The organism is Streptomyces sp. cmx-4-9 (genome assembly GCF_046548835.1).
Classification (GTDB): Bacteria; Actinomycetota; Actinomycetes; order Streptomycetales; family Streptomycetaceae; genus Streptomyces.
The window spans coordinates 351,034-364,437 of the sequence record NZ_JAEBEE010000001.1; the positions used below are offsets into that span (position 1 = coordinate 351,034).

Genomic DNA, 13,404 nt, shown 5'->3' on the forward strand with positions numbered 1-13,404 from the left:
GAGGCGAACGCTTTTGAGTACGGGAACCGGAGCAGACTCCGCACCCGGCCGCACATCCACCCTCACGACTGCCGTACCCGCGGGCAAGAACTCGATGTTCAGCTCGCTGAGGATCCGCAACTACCGGCTCTTCGCGACCGGCCAGGTCGTCTCGAACACGGGCACCTGGATGCAGCGCATCGCCCAGGACTGGCTCGTCCTCTCGCTGACCGGCTCCGCCTCCGCCGTCGGCATCACCATCGCCCTGCAGTTCCTGCCGATGCTGATGTTCGGCCTCTACGGAGGCGTCCTCGCCGACCGGCTGCCCAAGCGGCCCCTGCTGCTCGCCACCCAGGGCGCCATGGGCCTCACCGGCATCGCCCTGGCGGTGCTGACCCTGGCGGGACACGTCCAGGTCTGGCACGTCTACCTCGCCGCCTTCCTGCTCGGCCTCGTCACCGTGGTCGACAACCCGGCCCGGCAGACCTTCGTGCCCGAGATGGTCGGCAAGGACCAGGTGGCCAACGCCGTCAGCCTGAACTCCGCCAACTTCCAGTCCGCGCGGCTGGTCGGCCCGGCGATCGCCGGCGTGCTCATCACCGCCGTCGGCTCCGGCTGGGCCTTCCTGCTGAACGGGCTGTCCTTCGCCGCGCCCATCGTGGGCCTGCTGCTGATGCGGACGGACGAACTGCACCCGGTGGAGGTGCAGCCCCGCGCCAAGGGGCAGCTCCGCGAGGGCCTGAAGTACGTCGCCGGCCGCCCCGAGCTGGTCTGGCCGATCGTGCTGGTGGGCTTCATCGGCACCTTCGGGTTCAACTTCCCGATCTGGCTCTCCGCCTTCGTCAACGACGTCTTCCACGGCGACGCCGGCACCTACGGCCTCTTCAACACCCTGATCGCGGCCGGTTCCCTCGCCGGCGCCCTGCTCGCCGCCCGCCGCGGGCACTCCCGGCTGCGCCTGCTGGTCGCCGCAGCCGTCCTGTTCTCGGCCCTGCTCGTGGTGACGGCCTTCGCACCCGGCTTCTGGCTGTTCGCGGCGCTGCTCGTCCCCATCGGGATCTTCGGCCTGACGGTCAACGTCACCGCCAACTCCAGTGTCCAGATGGCGACCGACCCCGAGATGCGGGGCCGGGTCATGGCCCTGTTCATGATGGTCTTCACCGGCGGCACCCCGCTGGGCGCCCCGCTGCTGGGCTGGATCACCGACACCTACGGCGCCCGCATCGGGATGGCCGCGGGCGGCCTGATCTCCCTGGCTGCCTCCGTGCTGATCGCCGTGGTCCTGGCGCGGGTGGGCAACCTGCGCCTGCGGCTGAGCCGCCGCGGGGTGTCCTTCGTCCCGTCGGTCCGCAGCCGCGAACTGGTGACGGCGGCCTAGGCTCGGGGCATGAGACTGTTCGCCGCCGTCCTGCCGCCCGAGACGGCCGTCGCCGAGCTGGCGGCCGCCGTACGCCCGCTGCGCGACGACCGGCTGAGATGGACCGGCGAGGCCGGCTGGCACCTCACGCTCGCGTTCCTGGGGGAGGTGCGGGAGGAGGTCCTGGCGGACCTGCACGCCCGCCTCGCCCGGGCCGCCGCCCGCACCGCACCCTTCGCCCTGCGCCTGCACGGCTGCGGGCACTTCGGCGACCGTGCGCTGTGGGTGGGCGCCGCCGGGGACCTCGACGCGCTGCGGCGCCTGGCGGAGCGGGCCGATGCGGCCGCCCGGCGGGCCGGCGTACCGATGGAGCAGCACCGCCGCTACACCCCGCACCTGACCCTGGGCCGCTCCCGCGAGGGCGTCGGCCTGCAGCCCTACGCGGCGGCCCTCGACGGGTACGAGGGCACGTCCTGGCAGGTCGGCGACCTCTTCCTGGTCCGCAGCAACCTGCCCGTCAGCGGGGTGGCGGGGGAACAGCCCCGGTACGAGGTCGCCGCGAGCTGGCCGCTGGGCGGCTGAGGCCCCGCACAGCCCCTGCGTCCACGGCGCAGGGGCTGCCGCGTTAGTCTCGACGGGTGGATCCCAAGACCAGAAACCGTGTCATGGCCGGTGTGCTCGTGCTGATGTTCGTCGTGGTGGCCGTGGCGGCGGCCGTCGGCCGGTAGGTCCCGCGGGCCGCCGCCGCTCCCCCTACCAGGCGAAGGCCTCCGGCGAGGCGCCCGGCCCGGGGAAGATCTCGTCCAGGCCCGCCAGGACCTCCTGCGGGAGCTCCAGCTCCACCGCGCGCAGCGCCGAGTCGAGCTGCTCCGGTGTACGCGGCCCGACGATGGGGCCGGTGACCCCGGGGCGGGTCAGCAGCCAGGCCAGCGCCACCTCTCCCGGCTCCAGCCCGTGCTTGTCCAGCAGGTCCTCGTACGCCTGCACCTGCGAGCGCACGGAGCTGTTCTGCAGGGCGTCCGCCGAACGGCCGCTCGCCGAACGCCCGGAGGCCGCGGCCTTGCGGATGGCGCCGCCCAGCAGGCCGCCGTGCAGCGGGGACCAGGGGATGACCCCCAGCCCGTACGCCTCGGCGGCCGGGATGACCTCCATCTCCGCGCGCCGCTCGGCCAGGTTGTAGAGGCACTGCTCGCTGACCAGGCCGAGGCGGCCCTGGCGGGCCGCGGTCTCGTTGGCCTGGGCGATCTTCCAGCCGGGGAAGTTGGAGGAGCCCGCGTAGAGGATCTTCCCCTGCTGGATCAGGACCTCGACGGCCTGCCAGATCTCCTCGAAGGGGGTCTGCCGGTCGACGTGGTGGAACTGGTAGACGTCGATGTGGTCGGTCTGCAGCCGCTTGAGGCTCGCCTCGACGGCCCGCCGGATGTTCACGGCCGACAGCCGGTCGTAGTTGGGCCAGGGGTCGCCCTCCGCGGCCATCGAGCCGTACACCTTGGTGGCGAGGACCGTCTTCTCGCGGCGGCCGCCGCCCTGGGCGAACCAGGTGCCGATGATCTCCTCGGTGCGGCCCTTGTTCTCGCCCCACCCATACACGTTGGCCGTGTCGAAGAAGTTGATGCCCGCCCCGTGGGCCGCGTCCATGATGGCGTGGCTCTCGGGTTCGGAGGTCTGCGGGCCGAAGTTCATGGTGCCGAGCACGAGTCGGCTGACCTTGAGGCCGGTGCGTCCGAGCTGTGTGTACTTCATGGGACCCAAGCCAACTGCCTGGAGTCCACTCAAGGCAAGACCCCCCTGTGGCGGGCGTGTTACGGCGTGCGCTGCGGCCGGTAGGGGCCGCCGACGCCCCAGGCCTGGTGGAGGACGGCCGCGAACTCGCCCGCGAGGCGGTGCTCGCCGGAGGCGTTGGGGTGGGTGCCGTCGTAGGTGTCGTGGTGGATGTCGTACGCGGCGGGGCGCGCGGCCAGCAGGACCGGCGAGGCGTCGGTGCCGAGGTCGGCGACCGCCTTTGCGAGGAGTTCGTTGAAGCGGGTGACCTCGGCGGCGAAGGGCCCGTCGGTCTCGGCCCGCACGTTCGGTATGACCGGCAGGAACACCATCCGCACGTCCGGCCGGGCGGCACGGGCCCCGGCCACGAAGCTCCGCACGTTCTCGGCGGTCTGGTCGGCGCGGGTGTAGAAGCCGAGGTCGATCAGGCCGAGGGAGACCAGCAGCACCTCCGCCCCGGTGGCGCGGACGGCGGGGCCCATCAGCGGCGCCATGTGCTGCCAGCCCTCGCCCCAGCCGGCCAGGTGGCGGCGGGCCTGCTGCGGGAAGCCCGGGTCGGCGTAGGCGTGGCTGACGGGTGCGCCGGCCCCGGTGTCGTACAGCTCGCAGCGCGGGCCGACGATGTCGTGGGGGCCGTCGGGGGCGGCGCTCAGGTGCTGCCACATCCGGTAGCGCCAGGTCCAGTCGCCGGCGCGTCCGATGGTCATGGAGTCGCCGACGAACATGAAACGCATCCGGTCATCATCGCGGATCACGGCGCGGGCGCCCCTGTGATGCCGGACACCCGGCGCGGGCTGGCAAGCTGGACGGATGCGCCTGCTGCCCGTGTCGTCCGCCCTGTTCACCGCCGCCGTCCTGGCGCTGCTGCCCGCAGGGGCGGCGGTCGCGGCGCAGGAGCCCGGAGCGGCCTCCTTCACCATGACCGATCCCCGGATCAAGGAGTCGAGCGGGCTGGCCGCCAGCCGGATCCATCCGGGGGTGTACTGGACGCACAACGACAGCGACGACGGCCCGTACGTCTATGCGGTGGACTCGGCGACGGGCAGGACGGTGGCCCGGGTGACCCTCACCGGCATCGGCAGGCCGCGCGACGTCGAGGCCGTCTCGCTGGGCCCGGACGGGCAGGTGTACCTCGGGGACATCGGCGACAACCTGGACGGGAGCTGGGACCACGTGTGGATCTACCGGTTCCCCGAGCCGAAGGAACTGGCCGATGTGAGCGTCAAGGCCACGCAGTTCACGGTGCGGTACGCGGACGGGCCGCGCAACGCGGAGGCGCTGATGGTGCATCCGGTGACGGGCCGGGTGTACATCGCGAGCAAGAGCGAGGACAAGGGCGGCCTGTACGAGGGTCCCGCGCAGTTGTCGGCAGGCGGTCCGAACGTGTTCCGGCGGGTCGCGGACCTGCCGTGGGTGACGGACGGGGCGTTCTCACCGGACGGCGGTCAACTGGCCCTGCGCGGTTACTTCTTCGCGAAGACCTACCCGTGGAAGGACGGGCGGCCGCAGGGCGGGGGCGAGCGGGTGGACGCGCCGTGGCAGGGGCAGGCCGAGTCGGTGACGTACGCGGCGGACGGTTCGGCGCTGATGTTCGGGGCGGAGGGCGGGTCCAGCCGGGTGGTGGCCGTCCCGGTCGGACCGGCCCCCTCGGCCTCGGCGTCCCCCGGGGGCGGGCCGGGGCCGGGCTCCGCGCCCGATGCGTCCCCGTCGGCGCAGTCGCCGCAGCCGCAGGGCGGTTTCACCAAGGGCGCCCTCGTCCTGGTGGCGGCCCTGGCGATCGGTTTCGCGGGCAAGCGGCTGCTGCGGCGCCGACCGGCGAAGTGACCGCGCCGGCCTCGGCGAAGTCACCGCGGAGGGGTCCGGCGAAGGAGCCCGGGGGCAGGGGGCAGCGGGCTCAGCGGCCCGCGGCGACCGCGGCCGGCAGGAAGGTCCAGCCGTCGAGCCGCGTCTCGCCGCGCTCCTGCGGCTGCCATCCGCGCGCCAGCGCCGCGTCGAGCAGGACCCGTACGGTACCCGGCTCGTGGAGGTTCAGGGCTCCGGCGCCCACGTCTGCGACCTCGCCCGACCCGGCGGTGAAGCCCGCGACGTACCGGCCCGGCCCCTCGTCGAAGACGAAGCGCAGCAGTCCGCCGGCGCCGCGCGGGCGGGCGTACAGGGTGAGGGTCGTGCGGCAGCCGCCGCCGGCCTGCACACGGTGCCCGTGGCGGACCGCCCAGCCGTAGGCGCACCCGTCGGCCACGAGACGGCGGGCACGGCTGTCCTTGCGGGGCATGGGGCCGAGGCTACGCGAGCGGGGCGCTGCGGGGGCCTGTCGCCGGGCTACTTCCGGGAGCGCAGGGAGATGTCGAAGACTATGTTCACGCCGTTGATCAGGGACTGGCCCTTGGACATGGAGTACTCGGTGTAGAGGATGTCCACCGGGACCTCGGTGACGCGCAGGCCCGAGGAGGCCAGGAACGCCACGAGTTCCGAGGCGTGCGCCATGCCGTTGTGGGTGATGCGGATCTTCGAGGCGGCGGCGCGGTTGAGGACCCGCAGGCCGTTGTGCGCGTCGGTCAGTTTGAGCTTGCGGGCGGTGGGGCTGACCGCGGCGGCCGTCCGCAGGACGACCCGCTTGATCCACGGGACCTCGCCGGTCTGCTCGATGAACCGCGAGCCGAGGACGACGTCCGCTTCACCGGTGCGCAGCAGGGCCACCATCTTCTCGACGTCGGGGGTCTGGTGCTGGCCGTCGGCGTCGAAGGTCGCGAAGAACTCCGCGCCGGGCTGGGCGAGTGCGTACGCCAGACCGGTCTGCAGGGCGGCGCCCTGGCCGAGGTTGACCGGGTGGCGCACCAGGTGGGCGCCGGTGGTCAGGATGTGCTCGGCCGAGTCGTCGGTGCTGCCGTCGTCGACCACGACGATGTTCGGGAACACCTTGCGGGCGTTCTCGACGACCTCGGCGATGACGGTGCCCTCGTTGTAGGCCGGGATGACCAGCCATACGTCGTCGTACTCGGACATGGTGGCTCCAGGCTGGGACCGCGGCCGCGGCTGCGGGGCCGCGGGGGTGGTGGTCGGGGGCGTCGTCGGGGGCGTCGTCGTGGTCGGGGTCGTGGTCATGCCGTGTCCACCAGGGTCGGCTCGGGGGCCCCGCCGGCCGCGGCGGGCACGCGCGGGAAGGTCAGCCACAGCGCCGTGGCCATGGCGAGCACCGCGACGAGCGCGGCGACGGTGTAGGCGAGGGACACCCGGGTGGCGACGGCGCCGGGCAGCAGGGTCACGCCGATCAGGACCACGGTCGCCGCGGCCCAGCAGAGCAGTTGCAGGCGGTGCCGGTGCAGGACCATCAGGGCCTGGCCGAGCACCATCGCCAGCATGTAGCAGAGGGTTCCGGCGGAGATCCAGAAGAAGACGGCCTGGCCCAGTCCGTCCTCCGCCTTGAACAGCACCTGGATCAGCCAGGGTCCGAGCAGGGTGGCGGGTACGCCGCCGGCCACGCCCAGTGCGGTGACCACGAGGCTGGTGCGGCCGAGGAGCCGGGTGAAGCCGGCCCGGTCGCCGGCCGCGGCGGCCGCCGACAGACCCGACAGCAGGGAGGCCTGGAGCGAGCCGAAGACGAACAGCGGGACGCGGGCCAGCACGATGGCGTTCAACAGCCCGGCGACGAGGGCGTCCTCGGCGGGTGCGATCAGCTTGGTGCTGACCACGGCGGCGTTGACGACGACCTGGGAGAGCAGGGTCGAGGCGATCAGCGGGCCGAGGCCGCCGAGCAGCCCCTTCCAGCTGTCGGCCGGGCCGGGGCCGAGGCCTTGGCGTACGGGGCGCACCGTGGCGAGGAGCGCGACGAGCGGGGCGGCGGTGAGGATCAGCGCGAAGGCCAGCGGCGAGCGGACGCCGGCGAGGGCGAAGGCCACGGCCAGGGCGATGCGCAGGACGCCGTCGATGCCCAGCTGCCAGCCGTAGGGCCCGAAGCGGCCGAGGCCGGCCAGGACGCCGCGGGTCACATTGCCCGCGGCCATCGCGACGAAGGCCAGGCCCAGCGCCAGGACCATGTCCGTGCGACCGTCGAAGAAGGTGTCGGCGAGGGGGCGGGCGGCGGCCGCCATGGCCGCCATCAGCAGCCCGGACATGGCGGCGGTGAGCACCGTCACACGGCGCAGCACGCCGGCGACCCCGCGGCCGCCGACGCGGTGGGCGGCGACGATCCGGGTGAGTTCCTGCTCGACGGGGAAGAACAGGCCGATGCCGACGGACATGAGGACCGTCCACAGCACGGACAGCGAGGCCATGGCGTCGGTGTCGAGGCTGTGGCCGGCCGCCATCAGGTGGACGTAGGAGGCGGCCCCGAGCACGACGGTGCCGCCGATCACCAGCAGGGTGCCCGGCGGCAGGGTGTCGGCCAGCTTCGCCAGCGGCGACCGCTTCACGGCCGCCGGGGCATCCGACGCGTTCACGACTGCTGGGCGGCCTTCACCTTGAGCGGCTCCCACCAGGCGCGGTTCTCGCGGTACCAGGCGATGGTGTCCTTGATGCCGTCCGCGAAGGTGACCTGCGGCGCGTAGCCGAGCTCGGCACTGATCTTGCTGATGTCGATGGAGTAGCGCAGGTCGTGGCCCTTGCGGTCCTCGACGCGGTCGACCATGTCCCAGCCGACGCCGGCGGCGTCCAGCAGGATGCCGGTGAGCTCCTTGTTGGTGAGCTCGGTGCCGCCGCCGATGTTGTAGACCTCGCCGGCGCGGCCCTTGCGCAGGGCCAGGTCGATGCCGCGGCAGTGGTCGGAGACGTGCAGCCAGTCGCGGACGTTGCCGCCGTCGCCGTAGAGCGGGACGTGCTTGCCGTCCATCAGGTTCGACACGAACAGCGGGATGACCTTCTCGGGGAACTGGTACGGCCCGTAGTTGTTGGAGCAGCGCGTCACCACGACGTCCATGCCGTGCGTGCGGTGGTAGGCCAGCGCCAGCAGGTCGGAGGACGCCTTGGAGGCGGAGTACGGGGAGTTGGGGGCGAGCGGCCACTCCTCGGTCCAGGAGCCCTCGCTGATGGAGCCGTAGACCTCGTCGGTGGAGACGTGCACGAAGCGGCCGACGCCGTGCTTGCGGGCGGCGTCCAGCAGCACCTGGGTGCCGACGACGTTGGTCATCACGAAGGGGCCGGCGCCCGCGATGGAGCGGTCCACGTGCGATTCGGCCGCGAAGTGCACGACGGCGTCGTGGCCGGCCATCACCTGGTCGACGGCGTCGACGTCGCAGATGTCACCGCGGACGAAGGTGTAGCCGGGGTGGTCCGCGACGGGGGCCAGGTTCTCCTCGACGCCGGAGTAGGTCAGCTTGTCGAGGACAGTGATCCGCGCCGTCGGGTCCTGCGAGAGGAGGGAGCGGACGAACTGCGAGCCGATGAAACCGGCGCCACCGGTCACGAGAATGCGCATAGTGCTTTCAGCTTACTGTGCGACCGCCGGGCGGTTCACTGCACGGTCGGCGGGCGCCTCTCGCGGGTTACCTCACCCGAAGGGACGCAACGTATGGTGGCGTCCATGCGTGGAATTCTCCTTGCGGGCGGCACCGGCTCCCGCCTCTGGCCCTTGACCCGAGCCGTGTCGAAGCAGCTCCTGCCCGTCTTCGACAAGCCCATGATCTACTACCCGCTCTCCACGCTGGTCATGGCGGGGATCCGCGAGATCCTCATCATCACCACCCCGCAGGACCAGGAGCAGTTCCAGCGCCTCCTCGGCGACGGCTCGCAGCTCGGCCTGGACCTCCAGTACGCCGTGCAGGAGCGCCCCGAGGGCATCGCGCAGGCCTTCGTGCTCGGCGCCGACTTCATCGGCGACGAGCCGGTCGCGCTGATCCTCGGCGACAACATCTTCCACGGCAGCGGCCTCGGCACCCGGCTCGCGCAGCGCACCGACCCCAAGGGCGGCATGGTCTTCGCCTACCCCGTCGCCGACCCGACGGCCTACGGCGTCGTCGAGTTCGACGCGGACGGCCAGGTCATCTCCATCGAGGAGAAGCCGGAGAAGCCCAAGTCCCGCTACGCGGTGCCCGGCCTCTACTTCTACGACAACCGCGTCGTCGAGATCGCCCGCGGCATCGAGCCGAGCGCCCGCGGCGAACTGGAGATAACCGCGGTCAACGAGGCCTACCTGCGCTCCGGCGACCTCCAGGTCACCGTCCTGGACCGCGGTACCGCCTGGCTCGACACCGGCACCTTCGTCTCCATGGTCCAGGCCTCCGAGTTCGTCCGGGTCATCGAGGAACGCCAGGGCTTCAAGATCGGCTGCATCGAGGAGACCGCCTGGCGGTCCGGCTTCGTCACCGGCGAACAGCTCCGCGAGCTCGCCGAGCCCCTGCTCAAGAGCGGTTACGGCGAGTACCTGCTGGCCCTGCTCGACGAGGAGAACAGCCGATGAAGTTCCGCGAGCTCTCCATCGAGGGCGCCTGGGAGATCACCCCCGTCCAGCACGGCGACCCGCGCGGGCTGTTCATGGAGTGGTACCGCTTCGACCACCTCGCCGAGGCCGTCGGGCACCCGCTGCGCCTGGCGCAGGGCAACCTGTCGGTGTCCGCGAAGGACGTGGTGCGCGGCATCCACTTCGCCGACGTCCCGCCCGGCCAGGCCAAGTACGTGACCTGCGTGCGCGGCGCCGTCCTCGACGTGATCGTCGACCTGCGGGTGGGCTCGCCCACCTTCGGCACCCACGAGTTCGTCCGCCTCGACGACACGGACCGCCGCGCGGTGTACATCTCCGAGGGCCTGGGCCACGGCTTCTGCGCGCTCAGCGACGACGCGACCCTGTCGTACCTGTGCTCGGAGACCTTCAACCCGGCCGCCGAGCACTCGGTGCACCCGCTCGACCCGGACCTGGCCATCGCCTGGCCGGCCGGCACGGCCGCCCAGCTGTCGGCCCGCGACGCGGCCGCCCCCTCGCTCGCCGAGGCCCTCGCGTCCGGTCTGCTGCCGGACTTCGAGGACTGCCTGCGTCACCGCCGGTCGCTGCGCGACGCCGGCTGAGCCCCGTTCCGTCCCTCCCGAAACCCCTGGTGCGCCGCCCATGACAACTCTCGACATCATGCTGCCCTACTACGGCGACGTGGCCCTGATGCAGGCCGCCGTACGCAGCGTCCTGGCCCAGAGCGACCCCCACTGGCGGCTGACGGTCGTGGACGACGGCAAGGAACCGGACGTCCCGGGCTGGTTCGCGGAGCTCGACGACCCGCGGGTCTCGTACCAGCGCAACGAGCAGAACCTCGGCGTCACCGGCAACTACCGCAAGTGCCTGGGCTTGGTCCGCGAAGAGCACTTCGTGATGATGGGCACCGACGACATCATGCTGCCCTCGTACGTGGCGACGGTGCGGGCCGCGCTGGCCGCCCACCCCGGCCTGGGCATGGTCCAGCCCGGCGTCCAGGTCATCGACGGCGACGGCAGGATCAGCGAGGGGCTCGTCGACCAGTCCAAGAAGCGGCTCTACGCACCCCGGTTCACCGGCGAGCTGCTGATGGGCGGCGAACGGCTCGCCACCAGCCTGCTGCGCGGCAACTGGCTGTTCTTCCCGTCGATCTGCTGGCGCACCGAAGCGGTCCGCAAGGCGGGCTTCCGCGACAACCTGGAGGTCACCCAGGACCTCGCGCTGGTCATCGACCTGCTCCAGGACGGCGAGCAGATGCTGGTCAGCGACACCCTGTGCTTCCAGTACCGCCGGCACGCCGTCAGCATCTCCTCCCGGCAGGCCTTCACCGGCCGCCGCTTCGAGGAGGCCAACCGCTTCTTCATGGACGTCGCGGACCGGCTGGACTCCCATGGCTGGACGAAGGCCGCGAAGGCCTCCCGGCTGCACCTGTCCTCGCGCATCCACGCGGCGACGATGCTGCCCGGCGCACTGAAGAACAAGCAGGGCGAGGGCGCCCGCACGCTGATGCGGCACGTCATCGGCACCGACCACCGCTGACGGCCGGCCCCGTCCGCCCACCTCCTCCGACTGCCGGGAGCCACACCCATGTCCGTCACCCCGCCCCTGCCCCGTGTGGCCGTCCTCGGCGCCACCGGCTTCATCGGCCGCAGGCTGTGCAGCACGCTCCAGGAGCGCGGCCACGGCCTGCTCGCCGTGGCCCGCAAGCAGCCCTCCCCGGCGCTGCCCGGGGACTTCGCCGCCTTCGATCTCACCGCCGACGCACCGGCCGACCTGGCACGGCTGTTCACGGAGCACCGCATCGACGTGGTCGTCAACGCGGCCGGCGGCATGTGGGGCCTGACGGACGAGCAGATGGTCCCGGCGAACCTGGGCATGGTCAGCCGGCTGCTGGAGGCCCTCGGCTCGATGCCGCGGCCGCCGCGGCTGGTGCAGATCGGCACCGTGCACGAGTACGGCCTGTTCCCGGTCGGCGAGACCTACACCGAGGACTCCCCCGCCCGGCCCTCGACGGTCTACGGGCAGCTCAAGCTCCAGGCCACCGAGCTGATCGCCGGCGCCGTCCGCGACCGGGGCCTGGACGCGGTCGTGCTGCGCCTGGGCAACGTCGTCGGCGCCGGCCAGCCCGCGCACAGCCTGCTCGGCGTCATGGCCGGCAAGCTGGCCGAGGCGCAGGCAGCGGGCGGCACCGCGCAGCTGTCGCTGATGCCGCTGACGGCCCGGCGCGAGTTCCTGCACCTCCAGGACGGGGTCGACGCCATGGTCGCCGCGCTCGCCCCCGCCGGGCCCTGCCCGCCGGTCCTCAACCTGGGACTCGGCCGGGCGAGCAGCGCCCGCGAGCTCGTCGAGCTGCTCATCGAGGAGAGCGGTGTCCCCACGCAGGTCACCGAGGTGCCCGCGCCGGACGGCGGCGGCCCGGAGACCGAGTGGCACCAGCTCGACATCAGCGCCACCGAGCGCGCGCTGGACTGGAAGCCGGTCCGCAGCCTGCGCGACGCGGTCGCCGAACTGTGGGCGGCCGCCTCCGCGGCCCGGACCTGACCCGCGTCCAGGCCCTACGCTGAACCGGCCCCCTCCGGCGCCCCCTCCCAGGAAGTCTGACCCCCTGATGCCTCGCAGAGCACCCGTCCTGCCCGGACACCGCGGAACCCTCGCCGAGCTGTACTCCTCGCGGGCCAACAGCTTCGGCGTGCTGCGGCTGGTCCTCGCCTCGTCGGTCGTGCTCTCGCACCTGTGGCCCCTCGGCTGGGGCCCCCTGGACCCGCTGTGGCGCTGGAGCGGCGAACAGACCGACATCGGCAAGATGTCCGTGATCGGGTTCTTCGTCCTCTCCGGGTTCATGATCAGCGGCAGTGGGGCCCGGACCACCTCCGGCCGCTACGCCTGGCACCGCGCGCTGCGCATCCTGCCCGGCCTGTGGGGCTCCCTGCTGGTGTCCGCGCTGCTGATCATGCCGGCGCTCTACTACTGGCTCCACGGCTCCGTGAACGGCTACTGGAACCACCCCCAGGGGCCCCTGAGCTACGTCCAGGGCATGTGGAACACCTCGGCCAGCACCCACTGGGACATATCCGGGGTGCTCGCCGAAGGAAAGGCCCGCGGGACCAACTTCGACCCGGGCGTCAACGGCGCCCTCTGGTCCCTGAAGTACGAGATCTTCTGCTACATCATGGTCGGCCTGCTGGCCGCCGGCGGGGTCCTCACCCGGGCCCGCAAGTTCGTCCCGCTGCTCGCCGGAGCCCTCGGCCTGCTGATCCTGCGCGACTGGGTCACCGCCCCCTCCCTGCGCGGCATCCCCGGTGACATGGCGGCGGCCGCCCAGGTGCCCTTCCTCGGGTCCATGTCGGTGCACATGGTGGTCCACCTGTGCTTCGTGTTCCTGATCGGCGCCACCTTCCAGCTGTACCGCGACCGGCTGCCCGTCAACGACACCCTGGCCGCGCTCTGCGCCCTGGTCCTCGGCGGCACGCTGCTCTTCGGCGGCGTCTTCGTCTTCGGCTACCCCGCCTTCGCGTACCTGCTGATCTGGCTCGCGGTGCGGCTGCCGCGCCCCTTCCAGAAGGTCGGGCGCAAGCGCGACTACTCGTACGGCATCTACATCTACGGCTTCACCGTCGAGCAGGCCCTGGCCCTGACGGGCTACGCCAAGTACGGCAAGCCGGTCTTCCTGCTGCTGGCGATGGCCGGCACGGTGGTCCTGGCGGCCCTGTCCTGGCACCTGGTCGAGTCCCCGGCGATGAAGGCGAAGAACTGGACGCCCTGGTTCGTGCGGAAGCTGCAGCGCGAGCCGGCCGCCGCGGACCGGCCCGGGACCGCGCCCGGCCCGATCCCCGGCCCCGACGGCGCGGACGGTGCGGCCCGGCCCGAGCAGTCCTCCGTCTCCGCCTGAGCCCCCTTCCGCCGCACACGACAGCGC

At 72.3% G+C, this 13,404-nt stretch carries 14 protein-coding genes; 8 read left to right on the plus strand and 6 right to left on the minus strand.

The genetic code is table 11. The features are described from left to right. Positions 1-13 precede the first annotated feature (13 nt). The gene (locus ACLJTM_RS01700) at positions 14-1,357 is read left to right on the plus strand and encodes an MFS transporter (protein ID WP_411101523.1); all 1,344 of its coding nucleotides are present in this window, start codon (positions 14-16) and stop codon (positions 1,355-1,357) included. A 9-nt stretch (positions 1,358-1,366) separates the two neighbouring features. Then, positions 1,367-1,918, plus strand: a complete 552-nt coding sequence (gene thpR, locus ACLJTM_RS01705; protein ID WP_411101524.1) for an RNA 2',3'-cyclic phosphodiesterase — start codon at positions 1,367-1,369, stop codon at positions 1,916-1,918. Positions 1,919-2,089: 171 nt separating this feature from the next. Here thpR and ACLJTM_RS01710 read toward each other — a convergent pair whose 3' ends face one another. Further along, positions 2,090-3,079: an aldo/keto reductase gene (locus ACLJTM_RS01710; protein WP_411101525.1), complete on the minus strand. Its 990-nt coding sequence runs from the start codon at positions 3,077-3,079 to the stop codon at positions 2,090-2,092. 59 nt (positions 3,080-3,138) lie between these two features. Next, positions 3,139-3,831, minus strand: a complete 693-nt coding sequence (locus ACLJTM_RS01715; protein WP_411101526.1) for a GDSL-type esterase/lipase family protein — start codon at positions 3,829-3,831, stop codon at positions 3,139-3,141. 76 nt (positions 3,832-3,907) lie between these two features. Here ACLJTM_RS01715 and ACLJTM_RS01720 point away from each other — a divergent pair, with 76 nt between their 5' ends. Next, on the plus strand, positions 3,908-4,921 hold the full coding sequence (locus ACLJTM_RS01720) for a WD40 repeat domain-containing protein (protein WP_411101527.1): 1,014 nt from the start codon (positions 3,908-3,910) through the stop codon (positions 4,919-4,921). A 70-nt stretch (positions 4,922-4,991) separates the two neighbouring features. Here the strand turns inward: ACLJTM_RS01720 and ACLJTM_RS01725 are convergent, their stop codons facing one another. Genes ACLJTM_RS01725 through rfbB form a run of 4 tightly spaced genes read right to left on the minus strand, consistent with a single transcriptional unit; the run spans position 4,992 to position 8,507 of the window. After that, a complete protein-coding gene (locus ACLJTM_RS01725; RefSeq protein WP_411101528.1) occupies positions 4,992-5,369 on the minus strand; it encodes a hypothetical protein in 378 nt (125 codons plus the stop codon). A 47-nt stretch (positions 5,370-5,416) separates the two neighbouring features. Further along, positions 5,417-6,199 carry a glycosyltransferase family 2 protein gene (locus ACLJTM_RS01730; protein ID WP_411101529.1) on the minus strand — a complete coding sequence of 261 codons (783 nt, stop codon included), beginning with the start codon at positions 6,197-6,199 and terminating at the stop codon, positions 5,417-5,419. Then, positions 6,196-7,533 (minus strand): lipopolysaccharide biosynthesis protein, encoded by a 1,338-nt coding sequence (locus ACLJTM_RS01735; protein ID WP_411101530.1) that lies wholly within the window; start codon positions 7,531-7,533, stop codon positions 6,196-6,198. The genes ACLJTM_RS01730 and ACLJTM_RS01735 overlap by 4 nt, the downstream gene beginning before the upstream one ends. Beyond that, positions 7,530-8,507 (minus strand): dTDP-glucose 4,6-dehydratase, encoded by a 978-nt coding sequence (gene rfbB / locus ACLJTM_RS01740; protein ID WP_411101531.1) that lies wholly within the window; start codon positions 8,505-8,507, stop codon positions 7,530-7,532. Before rfbB ends, ACLJTM_RS01735 begins: the two co-directional genes overlap by 4 nt. A 105-nt stretch (positions 8,508-8,612) precedes the next feature. Between rfbB and rfbA the strand changes: the two genes are divergently transcribed. The 5 genes from rfbA to ACLJTM_RS01765 all read left to right on the plus strand — a co-directional run bounded on the left by rfbA (position 8,613) and on the right by ACLJTM_RS01765 (position 13,377). Then, on the plus strand, positions 8,613-9,488 hold the full coding sequence (rfbA, locus tag ACLJTM_RS01745; protein ID WP_411101532.1) for a glucose-1-phosphate thymidylyltransferase RfbA: 876 nt from the start codon (positions 8,613-8,615) through the stop codon (positions 9,486-9,488). Continuing rightward, entirely contained in the window at positions 9,485-10,090 is a 606-nt protein-coding gene (locus ACLJTM_RS01750) for a dTDP-4-dehydrorhamnose 3,5-epimerase family protein (protein WP_411101533.1), read from the plus strand. Before rfbA ends, ACLJTM_RS01750 begins: the two co-directional genes overlap by 4 nt. Before the next feature lie 40 nt (positions 10,091-10,130). Continuing rightward, entirely contained in the window at positions 10,131-11,027 is an 897-nt protein-coding gene (locus ACLJTM_RS01755) for a glycosyltransferase family 2 protein (RefSeq protein WP_411101534.1), read from the plus strand. 48 nt (positions 11,028-11,075) lie between these two features. Further along, a complete protein-coding gene (locus ACLJTM_RS01760; RefSeq protein ID WP_411101535.1) occupies positions 11,076-12,029 on the plus strand; it encodes an NAD-dependent epimerase/dehydratase family protein in 954 nt (317 codons plus the stop codon). Between the two features lie 67 nt (positions 12,030-12,096). Next, entirely contained in the window at positions 12,097-13,377 is a 1,281-nt protein-coding gene (locus ACLJTM_RS01765; protein ID WP_411101536.1) for an acyltransferase family protein, read from the plus strand. Positions 13,378-13,404 lie beyond the last annotated feature (27 nt).

What these genes read in the sequence shown, in the direction of transcription:
- ACLJTM_RS01725 (WP_411101528.1), bottom strand. Translation starts at nt 5,369, where the DNA reads ATGCCCCGCAAGGACAGCCGTGCCCGCCGTCTCGTGGCCGACGGGTGC.
- ACLJTM_RS01730 (WP_411101529.1), bottom strand. Translation starts at nt 6,199, where the DNA reads ATGACCACGACCCCGACCACGACGACGCCCCCGACGACGCCCCCGACC.
- rfbA (WP_411101532.1), top strand. Translation starts at nt 8,613, where the DNA reads ATGCGTGGAATTCTCCTTGCGGGCGGCACCGGCTCCCGCCTCTGGCCC.
- ACLJTM_RS01710 (WP_411101525.1), bottom strand. Translation starts at nt 3,079, where the DNA reads ATGAAGTACACACAGCTCGGACGCACCGGCCTCAAGGTCAGCCGACTC.
- ACLJTM_RS01715 (WP_411101526.1), bottom strand. Translation starts at nt 3,831, where the DNA reads ATGCGTTTCATGTTCGTCGGCGACTCCATGACCATCGGACGCGCCGGC.
- rfbB (WP_411101531.1), bottom strand. Translation starts at nt 8,507, where the DNA reads ATGCGCATTCTCGTGACCGGTGGCGCCGGTTTCATCGGCTCGCAGTTC.
- ACLJTM_RS01755 (WP_411101534.1), top strand. Translation starts at nt 10,131, where the DNA reads ATGACAACTCTCGACATCATGCTGCCCTACTACGGCGACGTGGCCCTG.
- ACLJTM_RS01760 (WP_411101535.1), top strand. Translation starts at nt 11,076, where the DNA reads ATGTCCGTCACCCCGCCCCTGCCCCGTGTGGCCGTCCTCGGCGCCACC.
- ACLJTM_RS01765 (WP_411101536.1), top strand. Translation starts at nt 12,097, where the DNA reads ATGCCTCGCAGAGCACCCGTCCTGCCCGGACACCGCGGAACCCTCGCC.
- ACLJTM_RS01750 (WP_411101533.1), top strand. Translation starts at nt 9,485, where the DNA reads ATGAAGTTCCGCGAGCTCTCCATCGAGGGCGCCTGGGAGATCACCCCC.
- ACLJTM_RS01720 (WP_411101527.1), top strand. Translation starts at nt 3,908, where the DNA reads ATGCGCCTGCTGCCCGTGTCGTCCGCCCTGTTCACCGCCGCCGTCCTG.
- thpR (WP_411101524.1), top strand. Translation starts at nt 1,367, where the DNA reads ATGAGACTGTTCGCCGCCGTCCTGCCGCCCGAGACGGCCGTCGCCGAG.